This is a genomic window from Stygiolobus sp. RP850M (assembly GCF_037389295.1).
GTDB lineage: Archaea > Thermoproteota > Thermoprotei_A > Sulfolobales > Sulfolobaceae > Stygiolobus.
The window spans coordinates 1-18044 of record NZ_JBBHKU010000035.1 but is presented as its reverse complement, the minus strand read 5'-3'; the positions used below and the strand labels follow the sequence as shown (position 1 = coordinate 18044).

Sequence of the window (18044 nt, the reverse complement as noted above, 5' to 3'; positions counted from 1 at the left end):
ATGAATGTAATAGAATTATTGCCTTTTACAGTTGCAATAACATCTGGAATAAACGGACTTTTTCAATACATAATACTTAATTCTAAGATTAGAAAGCTAGAGAAAGAATGGCCTAGAATAAAGTCCTTAGTATCTCTTATTTCATTTAAAAAATTTCTTGATGTTATATCTGCAGACGAGGCACAAGATTTACTGGATGAATTAATGGTAGGTTTAAGAATACAACCAGCATTAGATTTAACCTCGTACTTTGTTGAGGAGAAACTAACGAGCCTTAAGGGTAACCTAAAGGCTTTGCTAGATACGTTAAATATAGTAGATGTTGTAAATACATTTTACACTCGTATAAAACACTACTACCATAACGGAATAATTCTAAACGTTACAGCATTGACCTCTCTAGTTTTGGTTTTTGTACAACCCTTATCTCTTCTCTTTCTAGGGTTAAGCTTAGGTTTTGAGGTAGACTCTCTTCTGTTTCTCTTCTATTCTTTTTACTATGTTGAAAAGATAGAAAAAGTTAAAAATACTCTAAAGAATTACGTTAAAAGCTGACTTTTTAAAAATTAGACATGCTTGATTGAATCTTTCTAGAACATTCAGTTAAATCATGCTTTAATTTTTCCATATAGTTAGATATAACCTCATAATAATATTTTGGTCTCCCTATCTTCTTTTCATCCCCTTTCTCCCTCACCACAAGCCCTACATCTATCAACTTCTTGAGGCTGTTCTCGACAGTTGTCTTACTCATCTTTAGCAGTGCTGAAAGTTCCTCTGATGTCACTGGCTTTCCCAGTTCTATCAATTTAAATAAACAGTCAATGTCGGTATCGGATATCTTATAGCAACATCGTATTACTTCTTTACTAGTTTTCAGTTTCTCGCTCATTGATATAATTACAACTTTTTTCCTTAATAAAAATTTATCAAGTTTATACTGAATTTTCTACAATTTCAAATTCTTTTACATTATCAAAATTTACAATACATTCTTTTAATCCTTTAGTTAAGAAAGAGAAAAGTTTGGGATAGATATATGGTTTACCATCTAAAAGGACATAAGCAAAAGGTAAGTCTATTTCGCTCTCAGCCTCCTTATATTTGCAGAGAATCTTAGGCATAAAGGTATACTTGACTTTTTTCTTGCCAAGAAGTAATTCCTTAATCAAGAGAGCAGTGCTGTCTATCGTGAACTGGTCTTTTCCTAAATTCCTCTTCTTAGCTTGAGGGAAATTATCGGAGAGGAATTCTTTTGTTCTGCCTCTCGGAGGATGATCTCCAAGAATTCCTCCAATAATTATAGCTTCATTTTCCGTCAAATCTTTCCTACTTAACTTTTCCTCTGCAAACGGATCTAATATTACCACCTTAGTAGGGTCTAATACTTCATGAAACCTCTTTTCAGTACTAGGTATACCGTCTATCTTTACGCCAGTGATGAGCACATAATCACCTAAAATATTATGAGCACTTTCATACTCGTAAAGGATCCACTTAGACAGCTCAGGCTCCAAATGTTCAATTATGACTTTCACGTGAATTAAATTAGTATGAAGGGATATATCGTTTTTTTGAGTTGCCGTAAAGGCGATATCAGGACTAAGTCTAAAGAGTTCCACCTAGAGGAGGGTTTCTATGCTTACGTCGGTTCTTGTGGGGCGAACTGTGCTAAGAGGGTCTCCAGACATATGAGTAAGGAAAAGAGGAAAATGCATTGGCACATAGATTTTGCTTCTTCAGAACTTTGTGAAGTAATAGCGGTTCTCGTTCTCCCTTTAAGCGAGAAGGAAATAGTGAGAAGGCTCGTCGATAAATACGAATACGTGATAGGTTTCGGTTCCTCAGATGATACTGAATACCCATCTCATCTGTTTAAGGTAGACATGATCTCCTTCTTGAGGTCTATTAATTCCTTAGCTAAAGATTGATGTTTTAACGCAAGTCTATCCATTTCCGAGAACCAGTATACGCCCTTCCTGAAAAACTGTAAATATACGTGCTTAAAGTCGTCAGAAATAACGACCTTGAGTAGTTTAACTCCCTCTCCGAAAATTTGGGTAAGGATAAAGTCTATCTTTTCCTTGTCCAGCGAAGTATATACATCTATGCCTTTCACAACCGTAACCTCTATTCTTCCTCTCCTTTTGCTGGTCTGACACAAGCCAATGTATCTACTAGAGGATGAAATCTTTTCGCTAACCCATGTGTAGATGTACCCTAGGTCGAGTAAATTAATGACCTTCTCCTCGTCTTGGAAATAAGCCTTTAAGGTACCTCTGTCAATTTTAAGCGTTAATCTGCCTTTTACCTCGTGGTCATACCACTTGATTTCTCCCCTTTCACCTTCACTTCTGCCTACTATCACGAAGTTTCCCGTCTTACCCTCTACTAATTTGTCCCATACTTCTAAGGAATATACATTGCAAAAGTTAACCGAAACTTTTTGTAAAGTTAATAGTATACAGTTTTGTATGACAGATGAGAGCATTCAAGGTTATAATAAGATCGAGATAGTAAAAACTTTTGACGTGGATAGGATAAACAAGATCTTGTCAAGAGAAAACTTATTCAGTTACTTGGGATTGAGAGTTATCAAAATTGATAAGGGATATGCAGAAACTGTATTAAATTACTCCGAAAACGTATTGAGAATAGGAGGAGTGTTACACGGAGGAGCTATTATGAGTACTATTGATTACACGGGAGGGTTGGCGAATATGACTGTTAACGACGGTGATGATCAAGTAACACAAGAACTAAAAATAAACTTTCTTGAGCCGATGAAAGACGGACCTTTTAGATGCGTCGGGAAAATAATAAGGGCTGGTAAAACTGCTGTAGTCGTTGAGATAGAGTTCTATGACAAGAATAACGTTCTAGGAGCTAAGGCTTTAGGTACATGGTATATATTAAGAGGGAGGAGTGTTTCAAAGTGAAGGTCACAATTATTGGTGGGGGTCATAACGGGTTAATTTTATCGGCGTTATTGGCAGAAAAAGGGGTTAAAGTTACTTTATTTGAAGCCAGAGACAAGCTGGGAGGGATGACTGATACCGTAGAAATTAAAGGTGTAAAGATAAGTAGGGCTTCTTACGTCTTGGGGTTAATGCCGGAATTTTTGATAAAGAAGTTTGGGATACCTATACTAAAGGGAGCCGTATTTCAGACCTTTTACGTTAACGGAAAAGCCATACCGTTTTGGAGGGATAAGGAAAAGAGGGTAAAAGAACTAGTTAAGGCGGGGGAGAAAAAGTATCCTGAATTCGAGGAAAAGCTATTGAAGTTCAAAGAGTTGTTAAATAAGAAATTCACATTCGTTAAGTCCCCACCAACAAGGCAGGAAATTAGGGAAGAGGCTGAAAAGGAGGGATTAAGCGAGTTCATTGATACTCCTGCAAAAAAGCTGTTATCAGAATACATCTCGGAAGATTACCACTACTTCTTTATCTATCACGGAATGGAGAAGAGTTCAGCTTACGTTATAGCCTATTATTTTTCTCCGGATTGGGCTTTAGTCGAGGGAGGGATGGGGACTGTAGCTGAGAAGGTCGCAGAATACGCTGAGAAGTTAGGGGTGGAATTCAGGGTTAACTCCCGTGTAGAAGATATTATTACTCGAGACGACGAAGTTAAGGCAGTTTTAGTTAACGGTAAAAAGTATGAAGCTGATGTCGTAGTGATCGCGACCAGTCCTCTCGTATTTTACAACTTACTTGGCATTAACGTTAAATTACCGGTCTCGAGGTGGAGAAAATACAACATAATTCTGAGGAATTATCCTAGAATACCAAAGCCGTTAAAGGGATACGAATACTCATTACTCGATACTGAGGTGGGAGAGATTCTTATTCCGTCATATTTAGACAAGACTAGAAACGGTATCGTCCTAGAGACTATGGGTGAACTGGAAAACGTTAAGGAGTTACTGGGAATCAAGGATGAAGATATACTATACATAGATAAAATAGACGGTGAAGTAAGCCAACAATTGTATAATTTGCCCTTTGGTAACCTTAACCACTTACCCATGACTGATGATTTCCTATTTGAAAAGAGACTGCCCTACATTACCAAATACAAGAACTTATACTTGTGTAGTGCTGGGACTTATCCAGGGGGTCAAGTAACTGGTATCCCCGCATATAACGTGGCTAACTTGATCCTGAGTCCTTTATCTGGTTAAATCTCTCAATATCTTTCATTGCCTCATCTTCTTTTCCCATTTTCATTAGAGCCTTTGCTCTTCTGTAATAAGCTTTAACCAGCTGAGGCTTAACCTCTATAGCCCTAGAGTAGAACTTAATAGCTTCTTCTATCTTACCTTTAGTCTCTAATACAACTCCTTTATTATAGTATAACTCTGCATAATACGGGTTTAGAGATATAGCGGTGTTCAAGTCTTCTTCTGGATCCATATTCAATTCTGTCTTAGTAAGGGCTCTGTAATAAAACAGTTCAGCGTCATAAGGGTAAGCCTCTATTGCTAAGCTAAGTTCCCTTAACGCATCGTAATAATTTCCCATATAATAATCCACTATGCCCTTTGCCTTGAGGGTTATCGGGGAGTTATCTTCTATGCCCGTTAATTCCTCCTTAGCCTTCTCGTATTCTTCGAGTTTTATATAAGCTAAAGCCCTCAAAATCCTCGCCTCTTTATCGTTTAAGTCCTTTAACTGGTTCAATGCATCCCTATACAAACCGTGTTGTAAATAAATTCTGGCAGCTTCAACTCTGTTACCTGCTTTCAAGAAAGCTTGAAGGGCTTCCTCGTCCTTCCCCATTTCCTTTAGAATCTTCCCGAGTAAATTATACGCTTCCTGAGATTGAGATTTCTCGATTATTTCTTGAACCTTTCTCAGTGCGTAATTAAGATTTCCTTGCTTGTATGCATTTAATGCGTCTTGAATCTCACTCATCAATTTATTATTTACCAAAATAAGGCTAAATATCTGATCATTGATACATGTCATTCTTTATGTAGATTCTTTGTTTATAACACTTCCACTTACAAGGAAAAGAATATGGAGCCTTTCTACTTCAGGTCATATGATAGAGTAGTCGGAGTAGCGCATAACGAAAAAGAACTCGAGAAAGAAATAATGAGGATAGGTGCTACAGACCCGGCATGTGTGAACTGGCACTTAGAACAAGGGCACATAGTAGCTTGGTTAAGATATATAGGGAATAATACACTTGCGGAGATGTTAAAGGGCGTAAAAGATTATAGGGAAGCGTTAGCGAGAATAAGGGACTACTTTATAATGAAAGAGACGAAGTTGGGGACACAAAAAAGTGAAGTTTCTAAAAAAGTTGAAAATCAGAGAAAGCCTGAATTAGGCAAACGCAGTGTCAGAGGAAGGTATTTTGTGTAAAAATTTTCACTTATTTTCTTTTTAATTTTTGTTTTTAAATCTTTATTATTATGTAATTAAAAACTAAAAATCCTAAGAAGAACAGTGGTAGGAATAAATCGTTCAACCCTATAAATACCTCATTAAACCATAGTGTACCAAGGCTGAAAAGTAGAGCGGATAAAAAGAATTTCATATGAGGAAGCCTTATCCTCGCAATTTGAGATTTTAAGGTGTACGTGAGAACTATCACTATAATCGAGGCTATGATAGTGCCAAGCAACGAGGCGTAATAATCTTCACCCATAAGTGCTATCATCACCAATGCAGCCTCTAATGCTTCAACAGCCGAGATTGTAAAAACCACAACTACTCCCTCCTTCTTTTCATCATTTCCTTTAGCCCTTTTAACTCCCTTAAAATACCTTCTAGCACTGCGCAACAACTTATAGCCGAAATAGAACAATATTATTGCCGATCCGATAAGGACGTAATTTAACGGTAGAAGGTAAATAAACTTTCCTAACGCGAATGTAGGGATCAACACTGTTATTACACCTAACGTAGCGTATAGAAATGGTACGTTACTCTTGTAAATTCCGTGGTATATTGACGCTACAGCACCCGCTTCTGAGAGCTCTAATAGTGAAATCCCTAAAGAAGCTAAGAATATCGCTATGTTCATAACGGGAGAAGGTTGTGGCAAGGAAAAATAAAAAACTGACTTTTTATTACTCGCTCTTGTATCCGAAGAGCCTTGTAAGATACGCTTGCTCCCAATTGTCCTTTTGTATCGTATACTCCCTCTTTAACTGAGGGTCTTTGGCAGCTGCAGGAGGTTGTTTTGTCAAGTCTAACTGGAACTGCAAGCTCAAAGTCTCCAGCTTACCCTCTAAATTCCCTAAGTAAGCCCAGCCTACAAACGCGTATTGCACGGGGACCTTCTCACTTATTCCTTCCATCTCAAGGATCTTATTTGCAGCAAACTGAGAACTTTCAAACGCTATCTCTTGATTCTTAGGGAAGGGTAACTTAGCTGCATCTCCCACTGCTAAAATATCATCGTATTTTGGATTCCTCAAATCCTGAGGAGATCTCACCTCAGCAAAAGGCGAACCTAACCCTGCTTCCTCGATAAACTTTGGAGCCCTGTTAGGCTCTAACATTGCGAGTATAGTATATTCGTACCTTTCTCCGCTCTTAGTCACAACATAATTCTCTCCTATCTCCGTAATCTCTTGGTTAACGACTAGTTGTATCCCAGCTTTTTCATAAACTTGTTTAACTACGTCAGCAATTACCGGGGGTTGAGTTTTGTCATTAGCATCAATATGTATTATCTTAAATTTATCCCTAACACCTCTATTAGTCAGAACTGTGTGAGCTAACATAGCAGTCTCAGTAGGGGCAGGGGCACATCTGTAAGGGGCTTTAGGTGCGTAAATAATTATACTACCGCTCTCAGCAGTCCAGAGCCTTTGTTTAAGGACGTTTACCCTACCGGGGTCATAGACTGTAGTGTTCTTCCACCAATACTTTTCATAACCACTTATTGAAGAGCCGTCAAATACTATTCCGGGGGATAAGACTAAGTAGTCATAATCTAGTTCTTTCTTTGAGTTAAAGGTCGTGTCTGACAAGTAGACTTTTCTATTCGCAGGGTCTATTTTGTATACATTTCCGACAACTACTTTAATTCCACTCTTTCCTACCTCTTCATAGCCTCTCAAGATTCTACTATATTTCTGCTCGCCAGTTAAAATGAGTGGTCTACTAGGTCCCGATATATAGTAGTCATCCTTGTTTATAACGGTAATTTCTGCGTTCTTCAGTTTCTGCACCAATGTATTTGCAACTCCCATTCCACCTATTCCGCCACCAACGATTACGACCTTTTTCATTGATTATACATCTTTTTCTCACTTTAATTAAACTTACAATTATTACGACGTCGAGAAAACTATTTTAAAGTTAAATCGATCTGTATTGGCATAATCATTATTTTTCACTAATAGTTTCATGCATCTCTATCTGACTCTTTAATGAACAAATTATGCATGAATGAACAAGACGCAATGAATATAGCAAGAATAGTGCTTGAGATAATAAAATATAACATACCGCTGGACTGTGAGGGGGATTTCGAAGTATTGGCCAAAAAGCTACTAAACGACTTAAGGGATCTGGGTCTTGAAAAGACTTTAGACAAGTGGTTAAAAGAAGAAGGCGAAGAAGTTGACTTAATACTTAATCCTTAAACACTTCTGTAATCTCCGCATTAGCCTCTTCGTAGTCCTTTAACGTGTCTATTGATCTCCAGTATACGTCATCGAAAGTTATCCCCTTAAGAAGACCTTTTTGAGCTAACAAAGGAAAAGTTTCTTTTTCTATATCTCCTTTCTCAGGAAGATACTCGAATATCTCTGAGTTCATAGAATATATTCCAGCGTTTATCCAAAAATCTTTCAAAACTGGCTTCTCGACGAATTGTATTATATTTCCATTGCTGTCTACCTTAACTATACCGAAGGGACTCCTCAGAGGTACTAAAGATATAACAGCTACAGCCTTATCGTCCCCCAGCTTAGAGAGGTCGAGGTTAGTTAGGATATCCCCGTTTAAAACGAAGAACTTTTCCCCGTTTGATATAAATCCATTAAGCCTCTTTATAGCACCGCCCGTTCCTAGAGGTTGATCCTCAGTGAGAATTGCAATAGGTATTCCTAACTTATCTTGATTTTTTGCCACCCAATCGATGAGAACCTCTTTCTTATAACCTGCAAGAACAAACACGGACGTAACTCCGAATTTTTTCAACCACTTTATCTGCCACTCAATAATCGGTTTACCTGCTATCTCGATAAGGGGTTTGGGCCTCTCGTCTGTTAAGGGCCTGAGCCTCTTACCAAAACCTCCAGCTAAAATTACAGCTTTCATTATTTATATTCACGTTTTACAGATTTTAAGGTTATTTGCTTTCTTTATCTAGTTTTATTCCTTCTAGTTCTAGTAATTTTCTCTTTAGTTCAACGCCTCTTGAGTAACCGCCGATTCCGTTTTCAGCTACTACCCTATGACAAGGTATAATCAACAACACGGGATTCTTAGATAGGGCTACTCCTACAGCTCTGGGAGAAGTCTTTAATGTATCTGCAATCTCTTTATAAGTCTTCACTTGTCCCCACTTAATTTTTCTTGTCTCGTTAAACACTCTCCGCCTAAAGGTATTAACATTAATGTCCAAGGGCTCCATTGAAAAATCTACCTCCTTACCTTCAAAGTACTTATCGAGTAGATGAAAGAAGTCTGTGAAAAAAGAATTGTCCAATAACTCCTTTTCCACACATTCACAGAAATCTAACATTATAAACCCTTTTTCACTTCTGGCAACAGTAATTGTCCCTAAGGGGCTCTTATACACTCCGTATACTATCATTTGAGTTTACTTATTGTATTATTCTGGCTCAAATCTCTATTCTTTATCTCCTCAAGTAACGCTGAAAGGAAGCTATTGAGCTTAATCCCTTTTATTTCGAGGTTACCTCTAGCCCTCACAGTTATTTCTCCCTTCTCCATCTCCTTCTTTCCTACTATAACAATATACGGTATGCCCTCATCGTAAGCCCTCTTTATCCTCTTGGATAGGGTCTCCTCACCACTATCAACATCAACCCTTACTCCCTTCTCCCTGAGCTTGAACGTTACATCGTTTGCATACTCATCTACTTCCTCAGTAATCGGTAATACCCTGACCTGAATAGGAGATAGCCAGGTTGGTAACTTACCCCTAAAGTGCTCTAAGAGAATTGCCATAAATCTGTCCATGGAGCCGTAAATGGCTCTGTGAACAATTACAGGCCTCTTTTTCGTTCCGTCTTTGTCAACGTATTCCAACTTAAATCTTTCCGGTAGATTGAAGTCAACTTGTATAGTAGATAACTGCCACCACCTCTGTAGGCTATCCTTGATGTCAAAGTCTATCTTAGGCCCGTAAAATGCTCCTTCCTTTTCTTTAACTACGTATTTCAGACCGAGCTCGTTAAGTGCAGAAACTAAAGCATCAGTAGCCTTATTCCACTGTTCATCAGTACCTATACTGTCGTCTGGTCTAGTGCTCAAATTAATCCTGACGTCGTCCTCTTTAAAGCCGAAGGTTGATAGGACTTCAAGAGTCTTCTTTACTAACATCTTAATCTCGTCTTTGAGTTGATCGTCACGTAGGAATATATGTCCGTCGTCTTGCGTGAAACCCCTAACTCTTAATAAACCGTATAACTCACCCTTCTTCTCCCATCTATAAACATGACCGAACTCCGAAAACCTCAGAGGTAAATCACGGTAGCTCCTTGTTTTACTCTTGTATATAAGAATATGTGCAGGACAGTTCATAGGCTTTATTCCCAGTTCTTCGTCCTCCATTTTAAACAACAGCATTTTATCTCTATAGTGATCGTAGTGACCGCTAATTTTCCACAATATTGCCCTATAAACATGGGAAGTGTAAACTTCCTTGTAACCCATACTGTTGTTTATCTCCTCCATATACCTCATTAACTCCTTCCTTATTGTCTGCCCGTTAGGATGAAATAGGACTACTCCCGGAGCAGCTTCGTCTGGAAAACTGAAGAGGTCTAATTTTTCACCGATAACTCTGTGATCGTACTCTGAAACCTTCTCCAACCAGCTTAGGTAGTCCTTAAGTTGTTCCTCTTTTTCAAACCCAACACCCCTGATCCTAACGTATTGTAACTCAGGAGTGGGGTGGTGAACTGAAATATTCAAGATCTCAAAATACTGAGGTTCTACCTGAGCTATTTCACCACCGCTAACCCTGATCCTCATACCATTGTACTCTACTTCTCCGTCCTTCACCTGGAAATTGAATTTCTTATATTTAGCGAACTTCTTGGCTTCGTCAAGTGTTAACGTAGTCTGCGACTCTATGTCAACGTAAAAATCCCTTTCTCCTAACCCTACTTCTACGGGCTTTAGGCCGGCTTCGGCTAGGTTTAGAGCGTATATTATCCCTGCCTTCAGCCAGACGTTTTTATACTCTTCCATGGATACCATTTTATCCTGAAGCAAATAAAATAGCTTAATGCAAAATAATGACGTCCTGATCATAGCCAGCGGGGGAGGGCATACAGGTTTTGCAAGAGCTATCGCAGAGTACCTCTCGCTAAGCAGTAACTCGTATAAAGTTGACTTTGTAATACCCGAGAACGATAAGTACAGTGAGGAAGTACTTAAACCCTTTTCCAGTCAATTCTATTACGTTAAAAAGGCTAAAGAACCCAATCAGGGAAACGTTGCTCTTATAACAAATCTACCTCACGTGTTAGCCCAAAGTCTGAAAATAAAGAAATATAAAGTAGTCATCGCGACGGGCTCAAATCACTCCCTTTTTCCAGCTTTAGCCCAGAGAGTCAAGGGAAGTAAACTCTTCGTAATTGAGAGTCAGGATAGGATAGTGACTAGAGGTAAAACAGTATCAATATTATCAAACTTCGCAGAAAACGTCTTTCTCCATTGGCAGGAACAGAAAGGTCTATACCCTAAAAAAGGGATGGTCGTTGGACCTATAGTCGAAAAGCCGAAATACACTCCGAAAGATGACGGTTACGTTCTAGTGACTACAGGGACGATGGGTTTTAAAAGACTGTTCGACATTGTGGTCAGTTTAGACCTCGGTAAAGAAGTTGTAATACAAACAGGTAGAGTACCTCCTGAACAATACGCGAAGAGAGGTGTCAGGGCTTTTTCCTTCTCTACGGAGCTGGAGAAGTACATAAGTGAAGCATCTCTAGTGATAACTCACCAAGGTAAAACAGCAATGGAATCCGTGGTAATGTATAAGAAACCTACGATAGTGGTCTACAACAAGGACTGGAGATACGCAGCTACGAAAGAAGACTCTAAACGTTACGCAGAAATTTTAGGTGCTACCTTCCTAGACGATCCGTCCCAGTGGGATTCCGTTGAAGAGTTAACTGAAGCAATTAAAAAGGTGAAACCTCCTAAAAAATATGAGATCGGGACTCCCAATCTAGTTAAACGGATTTTGGAGGAGCTTCCATGATGAGACGAGCGCTAACCGATGAGGTGAAGAGGTCACTGCGTACTGAGCTCCTTAGGATACTGGAAGAGAACGTCGATTTGTTGAGAAGAGCAGGGTGGATAGTAGCAGATGCCGAATCTCCGAAGTGGTGGGATGGAGTAGAGACTGTCGACGAGTTGCTAATTTCCTCAATTTTAGTTCAGATGACTAAATGGGAAACAGTGAAAAAGGTTCTCCTGAAAATGAGGGAGAAAGGGGTAAACAGTTTAGAGAAACTAAGTCAATTGAGTGAAGAGGAAATTGCTGAACTGATTAGGCAAGTGAACTTCTACAGAACTAAAGCCAAGAGGTTGAAGGTACTATCTGAAATAACGTCAAAAATAGGTGTTGAAAAACTAGTTAAGGACGAGAAATCGCTGAAGGACGTAGAGGGCATCGGGGACGAGACTGCAGAAGCGTTGCTACTCTTTGCAGGTAATATTCCCGTATTCCCGCGTTCCAATTACGCTAAGAGAGTGGTGAGCAGAGTACTTAATGTAGAGCTTACCAGAGAAGAGGCTAAGGAGATCGTTGAGGAACTTGTCGGGAAAGACCTTTATAAGTTGAAACTAGTCCACGCAGGGATAGTGACGGTGGGGAAACTTTATTGTTTTTCTAAGCCAAAATGTAATAGTTGTGTATTTAAAGAATTCTGCAAATATTATAATGTGAATCGTAATGAAACTTTATGAATATGAAGGAAAAGAGATCTTCAAACTGGTTGGAATTTCCGTCCCAAGAGGTGTGGTAACAGACAAGCCGATAAAGTGGGACGGGAAGGCTGTTGTTAAGTCCCAAATCCTTGAGGGTGGTAGAGGGAAGAAGGGGTTAGTGAGAGTAACTGAAGATGTGTACAATACAATTCTCGAGCTCCAAAAATTAGGCGTAAGTAAATTCCTAGTTGAGGAGTATATCCCACACTATAGGGAAATTTACCTCTCTTGCCTTATAGATCGTGAGGCAGCAGAGCCTATAATAGTAGTCTCTCCTGAGGGAGGGGTAGATGTTGAGAAAGCTAAAAACATTAGGATCTTTCACATCCCGATTGAGAGGGGAGTAAGGGATTTCGACGTACTCGAGGTCGAGAAATATTTGGACGTGAAAGGGTTAAAACCTATTATTCAAGGTCTTTACAGATTAGTAACCGAGTTCGAAGCTGAGCTTGCAGAGATAAACCCCTTGGCGGTAACTGAAAGCGGTCTAGTAGCATTAGATTCGAAAGTGATCTTAGAGGACAACGCTTTGTTCAGGCACCAAGACTTATTGCAGAAGTTCGGTAGGAGTTACGAAAAGACCGACTCATATGTCGAACTAGATGGAGACATAGGGATCATAGGTAATGGTGCAGGTCTGACCATGGCAACGATGGATATGGTGAAATTGATGGGAGGTAATCCGGCTGACTTTCTAGATATAGGTGGCGGTGCAGGAAGTGACAAGGTTGAGGAGTCGATAGTTAGGCTAGCTAAAAACCCCAAGGTCAGGAAGATAGTAATGAATATCTACTGCGGTATAACAAGATGTGACGAAGTGGCTCAGGGAATAATCAAAGCCCTTGAAAAGGTGAAGATCCCTATCTACGTTAGGATTGTAGGTACCAATGAAGAAGAAGGAAGAAAGTTACTTTCCCAGAGAGGGATATCAGCATATGAAGACCCTATAACCTGCATAGGTGATGCATTACGCTCGTAAATAGGAATACTAGGGTATTAGTTCAGGGTATAACTGGGAGGGAGGGAAGCTTCCACACTAAGCACATGTTGGATTACGGCACTAAGATAGTTGCGGGTGTCACGCCCGGAAAAGGAGGGACTGAGGTTTACGGTGTACCGGTTTACGATACAGTAGCTGAGGCATTAAAGGAACATGAAGTCGATGCAAGTATAATATTTGTCCCTGCTAAATTCGCTATAGATGCACTGTTTGAAGCCATAGACAACGGTATACCTCTGGTAATAACCATAACGGAACACATTCCGGTCATGGACATGCTCAGGGTAAAGAGATATGCGAAGCTTAAGGGTAGTAGGATAATAGGACCTAATTGCCCCGGTATAATAGTTCCTGAAGAAGTGAATTTAGGGATTTTCCCGCCTAGGGCTTTCAGAAAAGGTAAGATAGGGATCGTGTCGAGATCCGGTACACTGACCTACGAGATAGCTGAAGTAATAAAGAGAGATTTTGGTCAATCAACGGTAATAGGGATAGGAGGAGACCCGATTGTAGGTACTACTTTAGATGAAGTGGTTGAAATGTTTGACAAGGATCCGGAGACAGAAGAAATAGTTATAATCGGGGAAATAGGAGGTACTATGGAAGAGAAGGTAGCGAAAATGAAGAAGGAGGGTAAAATATCAAAGAAAATAATAGCGTATATTGCTGGGATGACGGCTCCGAAAGAGAAAAGGATGGGTCATGCGGGTGCGGTAGTGTACATGGGTATGGGGACTTTTGAAAGTAAGATAAGAGCGTTCAAAGAGGCTGGTATACCGGTAGCTACTACCCCCTACGATGTTTTAAAATTACTGTAACTACTACTGCAAGAACTATTACCACAGCTAGGACTATCCAATACTGTTGTAGAAACTCAGTAAAGGGATAGTATGGGGAACTTAAGTCCGTAACTTGATAACTTACTAGCGGATTCTCCAAGTTCTGGAGTATTATTGAGATGTTCCCGCCGCTAGGGAATACAAGGAGGAAGTATTTCCCTATCGTAAACCCCATATACGGGTTTGATGTATTACCCGGTATAGATTGATAATAAGTACCAAAAGGAGTTGTCGACTCATTCATCTTGAAGAAGTAATTTGACCCATTAACAATCACTGTGCCTGTCGGTTCAACTAAGGGAAACTCATCTATCGGCATAATTACAGTAATATAATCTTTAGACTCCAAATTAATAGCCGCTAGAGAGTATGTCTTGTTCTCTAACTCATGTGTTACGGATTTCGCGGAAATATTGGCTTGTGGAGTTACCACATAAACACTTTCTGTTACATTAGGGCTTAACTTCAAGGTAAGTTTGTATAAAGACCCTGATTTCTCTAGAGGAGGAAGAGGATTAATCCCGGTCATAATTATGGATATGTTATCATTAGCCTGAAGACTGAGAGAAGATATGTAATTATATGCTACACCCTTAATCGGAAAACCGTACTGGGCTGAAATAATCAGGTAAGAGTTACCGTTATAAAACTTGATAGCTGGAATGCTAGTCCCATTAACAGTAGCAGAAGTCAGGGTAAAGTTGGTAAAGAATAATATGAACTGTAACCCACCAGTCTCGTCTCTATATAAAAAGAAATAGTACGTAGGTTCTTCGCCCTGTTCATTATATGGGGTTACTTGAGGTTTCACCAGAGGAGTAGGGTAATAAGTGCTTTTACCGGTTATATTTAGGGCTATTCCTTGATCTTGCCACTGCATTGTCATGTTATAGTTCGAGATAAAGATTTGACCTCCTCCTGAAATATAGGAAGATATCGTGTATGATAATACCAGTCCTTGTATTAGAAACACGTAAAGGACTATTTTTTCGACCATCACTTTATGCATTAATCCAGTTGATTAAAGTTTAATCCATATGTGGGCCCGGTGGGACTTGAACCCACGGCCTCCCGGTATCTGATCACCGGGATTATCAGCCGGGCGCTCTACCATGCTAAGCTACGGGCCCAGACTATTAATATAGTCTTAAACTATCATTTTTAAGACTTATTCTCCTGATTATCAGACCTTGAAAGCTTCATCACATATCTAGCCGCCCATCGATCATCATCAAATATTGTATAATCTGGATTAAGCTTATATAAGATACTGTGGTTTATGAAAACGATGCAGTCTACAAAAACTGTCCAAAGACTGAAGTTTGATAAATTCAAGATTCTCGATACATTAGTCGTTACTGGACTCGTATTTGTATCCATTGTGATAAGGATAATAAGTGCTACTGCTTTTCCCCAATCGGTAAACGAGTTTGACCCATGGTACTTATTCTATAACGCATTACTAATAGCTCAGCAAGGTGGAAACTGGTATGCGGTACCTCCAGATGTCCACGGGTGGTTCCCGTGGGGATATTTCATAGAACTAGGAAATACAATAGGTCTACCTTGGTTAGTAGCGCTATTTTCCATGCCGTTCTTCTCTCAGTTTGGGGCTAATGCTGTCTATACTGTAGCTATAGTGTCAGACATTGTCTTAGATGCAATAGGTGTTGTAGCCGCGTTTCTTGCAGTTGACGCAATAACTGAAAATAGAGTGGGTGCTTACGTAGCAGCTGCAGCAGTAGCCGTATCACCGTCCCTAACATATAAGAATTTGCTCGGTGGATTACCTAAGACCTCATGGGGAGCTACATTTGTTTTACTTGCAATATACTTTATGACACTAGCGATAAAGAGGAAGAAAACCATATACGGCATACCTGCAGGTGTAATGATCTTCCTAGCGAATATAACTTGGGGAGGTTATACTTACATAGACTTAAGCCTAGCGTTAGCGGCATTTTTATTAGTACTTCTTAACAAAAATGATGAAATAACAGCTAAGTCTTTAACCTTATTGGCTGTAACTTCAGGGTTCTTAACGTCATTTGCACCGAACAACATTGGATTTTTATCAGGTGCTGCTCACGGTCTTTCTTTACTAATAATCCCGTTATTCCTATATCTCGAACTCTACTTAAGGAGGACCTTACCGAGGGAAATCATGGATTCGAAGAACATAATAATAGGGGCCTTTATAGTGTTCATAGTATCATTAGGAATTCTAGGATTAGCAGCGATAGGGAAAAGTCCAATACCTTCAAGATATTACGCAATTGTTAACCCGTTCTTCCAGTTCTCAGTTCCTATAGATAGGACTGTAGCCGAATACATTCCGCAGCCAATTACGGCAATGATACAAGATTTCGGAATCTCATTGTTCTTGTCGATTTTAGGTATATACTTCATCCTTGTAAAAAGACAAGAACTACCTGGTCTATGGCTCTTAGTCCTCGGAGCAGCAAGCATTTACGGAACATCAGAACAGCCTTACCTATTTAATTACACCGCATATATAGTAGCCGCGTTAGCAGGTGTGGGAGTTTCAGAAATAGTTAGTAAATTCATGGAGAAAAAAATTAGACTAGTTCCGATTTTGATGTTAGCAATCGTAGGAGTATCTTTGTTGGCGGATGCAGGGATCGCTATAGAGGTAAGTTACGAACCACCATCCCTTCTGAATGCTGCTACTCCTTATTTAATAGTAAACTATGCATGGGTATCGGCGCTAGATTGGATAAATCACAATACTCCTCATAATGCGTTTATATTGAGCTGGTGGGACTACGGATATTGGATAGAGACCGTAGGTAATAGGAGCGTTATAGACGAGAACAACACGTTGAACAGTACTCAAATCAAAATGATGGCGGAGATGTTCCTTAATAACGAGACGTTTGCAGCTAATGTATTAGAGAAAGACTTCCACTTATATCCCTATGGTAGTCCTAACTACACTTACCCAGTTTACATAGTTGCATACGATGCTGTTACTCTCTATGTAAACAGTAGTGCAGGTACTAGTATGTGGTTTATTGGATATCCGTCTAATTTCCCGAGCACGTTTATAGGATATACGACCAGCTTAGGTGATATAGCTAAGGCTATGGGAGCTATGACTACGATAGCAGGATATCCTTTAAACGAATACGTGAACGTATCATACATTAACTCCACTATATTCTCACTAGAAACTTCGGGTCTACCACAAGCAACACAATTAGCACAGATAATAGCGAATTCGGAGCCAATGGCATGGACTCCTAAGGCTTATAACTCGTTAATTGTAAACATGTTCGTAGAAGGGCTTCAGTCTTTAAATCAGGGACCCGTTGCAGCTCCGTTCAGCTTCTCCTTAAACTCCATACTCTCTGGGCAGATAAATCCTAACTTTATACCAAGAGTGAATATGTTGTACTTTAAGCCTGTTTACATAGCACTGTATCCAGTAGGAACAGTACCTGCTTTAGGAGGTGTAGCTGAGGTATACATCGCTGTATTAATATATCAGTTCGTAGAACCTTATGTCATTATTCCTCCAACAGTGGTAGTAAACGGGACTTAAAGCTAAAGATTTTTACTTAATTTCTTCTTATTTTACACACAATTAAAATCGAGTGAATAATAAAACAGAAAAATAATAAAAAATCATATAAAATTAACAGTTAAGTTTTATCCCCTTTTTAAGCTCTATCCTATATTTCACGTATTTGTCTTCTGGGGAAAATCTCGGAGGTGATGTAATTACTGTCTTATTCCCGCATATAGGGCATATATCTTTCATAGTATATATCTTGTCCCTAGGACATTTCCTAAGTTTCCACTTCATTTCTTAACCACTGTAAAGGTTACTCCTTCTTTTTGACTTATTTCTTTCATAGTTTCTATTAGTTCTTGTAAGGTTATTGAGACCTGCTTATGATCAGTACCGGTCACATCGACCCTATACCTAGGTGCTCCAATTGTGTAAATCCTGATCTCCTCCTCTTTGTCCTCAAATTTACTAACAGCTTCGCTGAAAACTTTCCTTATCTTCTCTAT

General features: G+C 39.4%; 22 protein-coding genes, 1 tRNA gene and 1 pseudogene. 11 read left to right on the top strand and 13 right to left on the bottom strand.

The window, feature by feature from the left end; genetic code table 11:
• Positions 1–555 (top strand): hypothetical protein, encoded by a 555-nt coding sequence (locus WIW52_RS03465; RefSeq protein ID WP_337708632.1) that lies wholly within the window; start codon positions 1–3, stop codon positions 553–555.
• A 4-nt stretch (positions 556–559) separates the two neighbouring features.
• On the opposite strand, the gene WIW52_RS03460 is transcribed toward WIW52_RS03465, so the two are convergent.
• Together WIW52_RS03460 and WIW52_RS03455 are read right to left on the bottom strand one after the other, a co-directional pair.
• Positions 560–892, bottom strand: coding sequence for a helix-turn-helix domain-containing protein (locus WIW52_RS03460; RefSeq protein WP_337708631.1), 333 nt, complete (start codon positions 890–892; stop codon positions 560–562).
• A gap of 43 nt (positions 893–935) precedes the next feature.
• A complete protein-coding gene (locus WIW52_RS03455) occupies positions 936–1538 on the bottom strand; it encodes a hypothetical protein (protein WP_337708630.1) in 603 nt (200 codons plus the stop codon).
• 36 nt (positions 1539–1574) lie between these two features.
• Here WIW52_RS03455 and WIW52_RS03450 point away from each other — a divergent pair, with 36 nt between their 5' ends.
• Positions 1575–1931 carry a GIY-YIG nuclease family protein gene (locus WIW52_RS03450; protein WP_337708629.1) on the top strand — a complete coding sequence of 119 codons (357 nt, stop codon included), beginning with the start codon at positions 1575–1577 and terminating at the stop codon, positions 1929–1931.
• On the opposite strand, the gene WIW52_RS03445 is transcribed toward WIW52_RS03450, so the two are convergent.
• A complete protein-coding gene (locus tag WIW52_RS03445) occupies positions 1868–2491 on the bottom strand; it encodes a hypothetical protein (RefSeq protein WP_337708628.1) in 624 nt (207 codons plus the stop codon). The two genes, WIW52_RS03450 and WIW52_RS03445, sit on opposite strands and share 64 nt — an antisense overlap.
• Between WIW52_RS03445 and WIW52_RS03440 the strand changes: the two genes are divergently transcribed.
• Together WIW52_RS03440 and WIW52_RS03435 are read left to right on the top strand one after the other, a co-directional pair.
• Positions 2475–2939 carry a PaaI family thioesterase gene (locus WIW52_RS03440; RefSeq protein ID WP_337708627.1) on the top strand — a complete coding sequence of 155 codons (465 nt, stop codon included), beginning with the start codon at positions 2475–2477 and terminating at the stop codon, positions 2937–2939. The genes WIW52_RS03445 and WIW52_RS03440 overlap by 17 nt on opposite strands.
• Entirely contained in the window at positions 2936–4186 is a 1251-nt protein-coding gene (locus tag WIW52_RS03435; protein ID WP_337708626.1) for a phytoene desaturase family protein, read from the top strand. The genes WIW52_RS03440 and WIW52_RS03435 overlap by 4 nt, the downstream gene beginning before the upstream one ends.
• Here the strand turns inward: WIW52_RS03435 and WIW52_RS03430 are convergent.
• Complete coding sequence (locus WIW52_RS03430; protein ID WP_337708625.1) at positions 4155–4919, bottom strand: tetratricopeptide repeat protein; 765 nt, start codon at positions 4917–4919, stop codon at positions 4155–4157. The two genes, WIW52_RS03435 and WIW52_RS03430, sit on opposite strands and share 32 nt — an antisense overlap.
• 105 nt (positions 4920–5024) lie before the next feature.
• On the opposite strand from WIW52_RS03430, the gene WIW52_RS03425 reads away from it, so the two are divergent.
• Positions 5025–5375, top strand: coding sequence for a hypothetical protein (locus WIW52_RS03425; protein WP_337703036.1), 351 nt, complete (start codon positions 5025–5027; stop codon positions 5373–5375).
• Between the two features lie 34 nt (positions 5376–5409).
• Here WIW52_RS03425 and WIW52_RS03420 read toward each other — a convergent pair whose 3' ends face one another.
• On the bottom strand, positions 5410–6039 hold the full coding sequence (locus tag WIW52_RS03420; RefSeq protein ID WP_337708624.1) for a hypothetical protein: 630 nt from the start codon (positions 6037–6039) through the stop codon (positions 5410–5412).
• 46 nt (positions 6040–6085) lie between these two features.
• The gene (locus WIW52_RS03415; RefSeq protein WP_337703034.1) at positions 6086–7255 is read right to left on the bottom strand and encodes an FAD/NAD(P)-binding oxidoreductase; all 1170 of its coding nucleotides are present in this window, start codon (positions 7253–7255) and stop codon (positions 6086–6088) included.
• Positions 7256–7411: 156 nt separating this feature from the next.
• On the opposite strand from WIW52_RS03415, the gene WIW52_RS03410 reads away from it, so the two are divergent.
• Entirely contained in the window at positions 7412–7612 is a 201-nt protein-coding gene (locus WIW52_RS03410) for a hypothetical protein (protein ID WP_337708623.1), read from the top strand.
• Here the strand turns inward: WIW52_RS03410 and WIW52_RS03405 are convergent.
• From WIW52_RS03405 to thrS, 3 genes are read right to left on the bottom strand one after another with little or no spacing between them, the layout of a single operon-like run.
• Entirely contained in the window at positions 7602–8291 is a 690-nt protein-coding gene (locus WIW52_RS03405; protein ID WP_337708622.1) for a nucleotidyltransferase family protein, read from the bottom strand. The genes WIW52_RS03410 and WIW52_RS03405 overlap by 11 nt on opposite strands.
• Before the next feature lie 31 nt (positions 8292–8322).
• Positions 8323–8790, bottom strand: coding sequence for a methylated-DNA--[protein]-cysteine S-methyltransferase (locus tag WIW52_RS03400; protein WP_337703029.1), 468 nt, complete (start codon positions 8788–8790; stop codon positions 8323–8325).
• Positions 8787–10415, bottom strand: coding sequence for a threonine--tRNA ligase (gene thrS, locus WIW52_RS03395; RefSeq protein WP_337708621.1), 1629 nt, complete (start codon positions 10413–10415; stop codon positions 8787–8789). The genes WIW52_RS03400 and thrS overlap by 4 nt, the downstream gene beginning before the upstream one ends.
• A 37-nt stretch (positions 10416–10452) precedes the next feature.
• Here thrS and WIW52_RS03390 point away from each other — a divergent pair, with 37 nt between their 5' ends.
• From WIW52_RS03390 to sucD, 4 genes are read left to right on the top strand one after another with little or no spacing between them, the layout of a single operon-like run.
• Entirely contained in the window at positions 10453–11433 is a 981-nt protein-coding gene (locus WIW52_RS03390; RefSeq protein ID WP_337703025.1) for a UDP-N-acetylglucosamine--N-acetylmuramyl-(pentapeptide) pyrophosphoryl-undecaprenol N-acetylglucosamine transferase, read from the top strand.
• Positions 11430–12143, top strand: coding sequence for an endonuclease III domain-containing protein (locus WIW52_RS03385; RefSeq protein WP_337708620.1), 714 nt, complete (start codon positions 11430–11432; stop codon positions 12141–12143). Before WIW52_RS03390 ends, WIW52_RS03385 begins: the two co-directional genes overlap by 4 nt.
• Positions 12130–13143 (top strand): succinate--CoA ligase subunit beta, encoded by a 1014-nt coding sequence (locus WIW52_RS03380; RefSeq protein ID WP_337708619.1) that lies wholly within the window; start codon positions 12130–12132, stop codon positions 13141–13143. The genes WIW52_RS03385 and WIW52_RS03380 overlap by 14 nt, the downstream gene beginning before the upstream one ends.
• On the top strand, positions 13131–13982 hold the full coding sequence (gene sucD, locus WIW52_RS03375) for a succinate--CoA ligase subunit alpha (RefSeq protein ID WP_337708641.1): 852 nt from the start codon (positions 13131–13133) through the stop codon (positions 13980–13982). The genes WIW52_RS03380 and sucD overlap by 13 nt, the downstream gene beginning before the upstream one ends.
• On the opposite strand, the gene WIW52_RS03370 is transcribed toward sucD, so the two are convergent.
• Positions 13951–15000: a hypothetical protein gene (locus WIW52_RS03370; protein WP_337708618.1), complete on the bottom strand. Its 1050-nt coding sequence runs from the start codon at positions 14998–15000 to the stop codon at positions 13951–13953. The genes sucD and WIW52_RS03370 overlap by 32 nt on opposite strands.
• A 43-nt stretch (positions 15001–15043) precedes the next feature.
• Positions 15044–15133: transfer RNA gene (locus WIW52_RS03365), tRNA-Ile, on the bottom strand.
• A 158-nt stretch (positions 15134–15291) separates the two neighbouring features.
• Here WIW52_RS03365 and WIW52_RS03360 point away from each other — a divergent pair.
• A complete protein-coding gene (locus tag WIW52_RS03360) occupies positions 15292–17568 on the top strand; it encodes an STT3 domain-containing protein (RefSeq protein ID WP_337708617.1) in 2277 nt (758 codons plus the stop codon).
• 93 nt (positions 17569–17661) lie between these two features.
• Here WIW52_RS03360 and WIW52_RS03355 read toward each other — a convergent pair whose 3' ends face one another.
• Both WIW52_RS03355 and WIW52_RS03350 read right to left on the bottom strand, forming a co-directional pair.
• Positions 17662–17832, bottom strand: a complete 171-nt coding sequence (locus WIW52_RS03355; protein ID WP_337708616.1) for an RNA-protein complex protein Nop10 — start codon at positions 17830–17832, stop codon at positions 17662–17664.
• Positions 17829–18044 (bottom strand): annotated as a pseudogene (locus WIW52_RS03350) (translation initiation factor IF-2 subunit alpha); the annotation flags it as partial. The gene WIW52_RS03355 and the pseudogene WIW52_RS03350, both read right to left, overlap by 4 nt.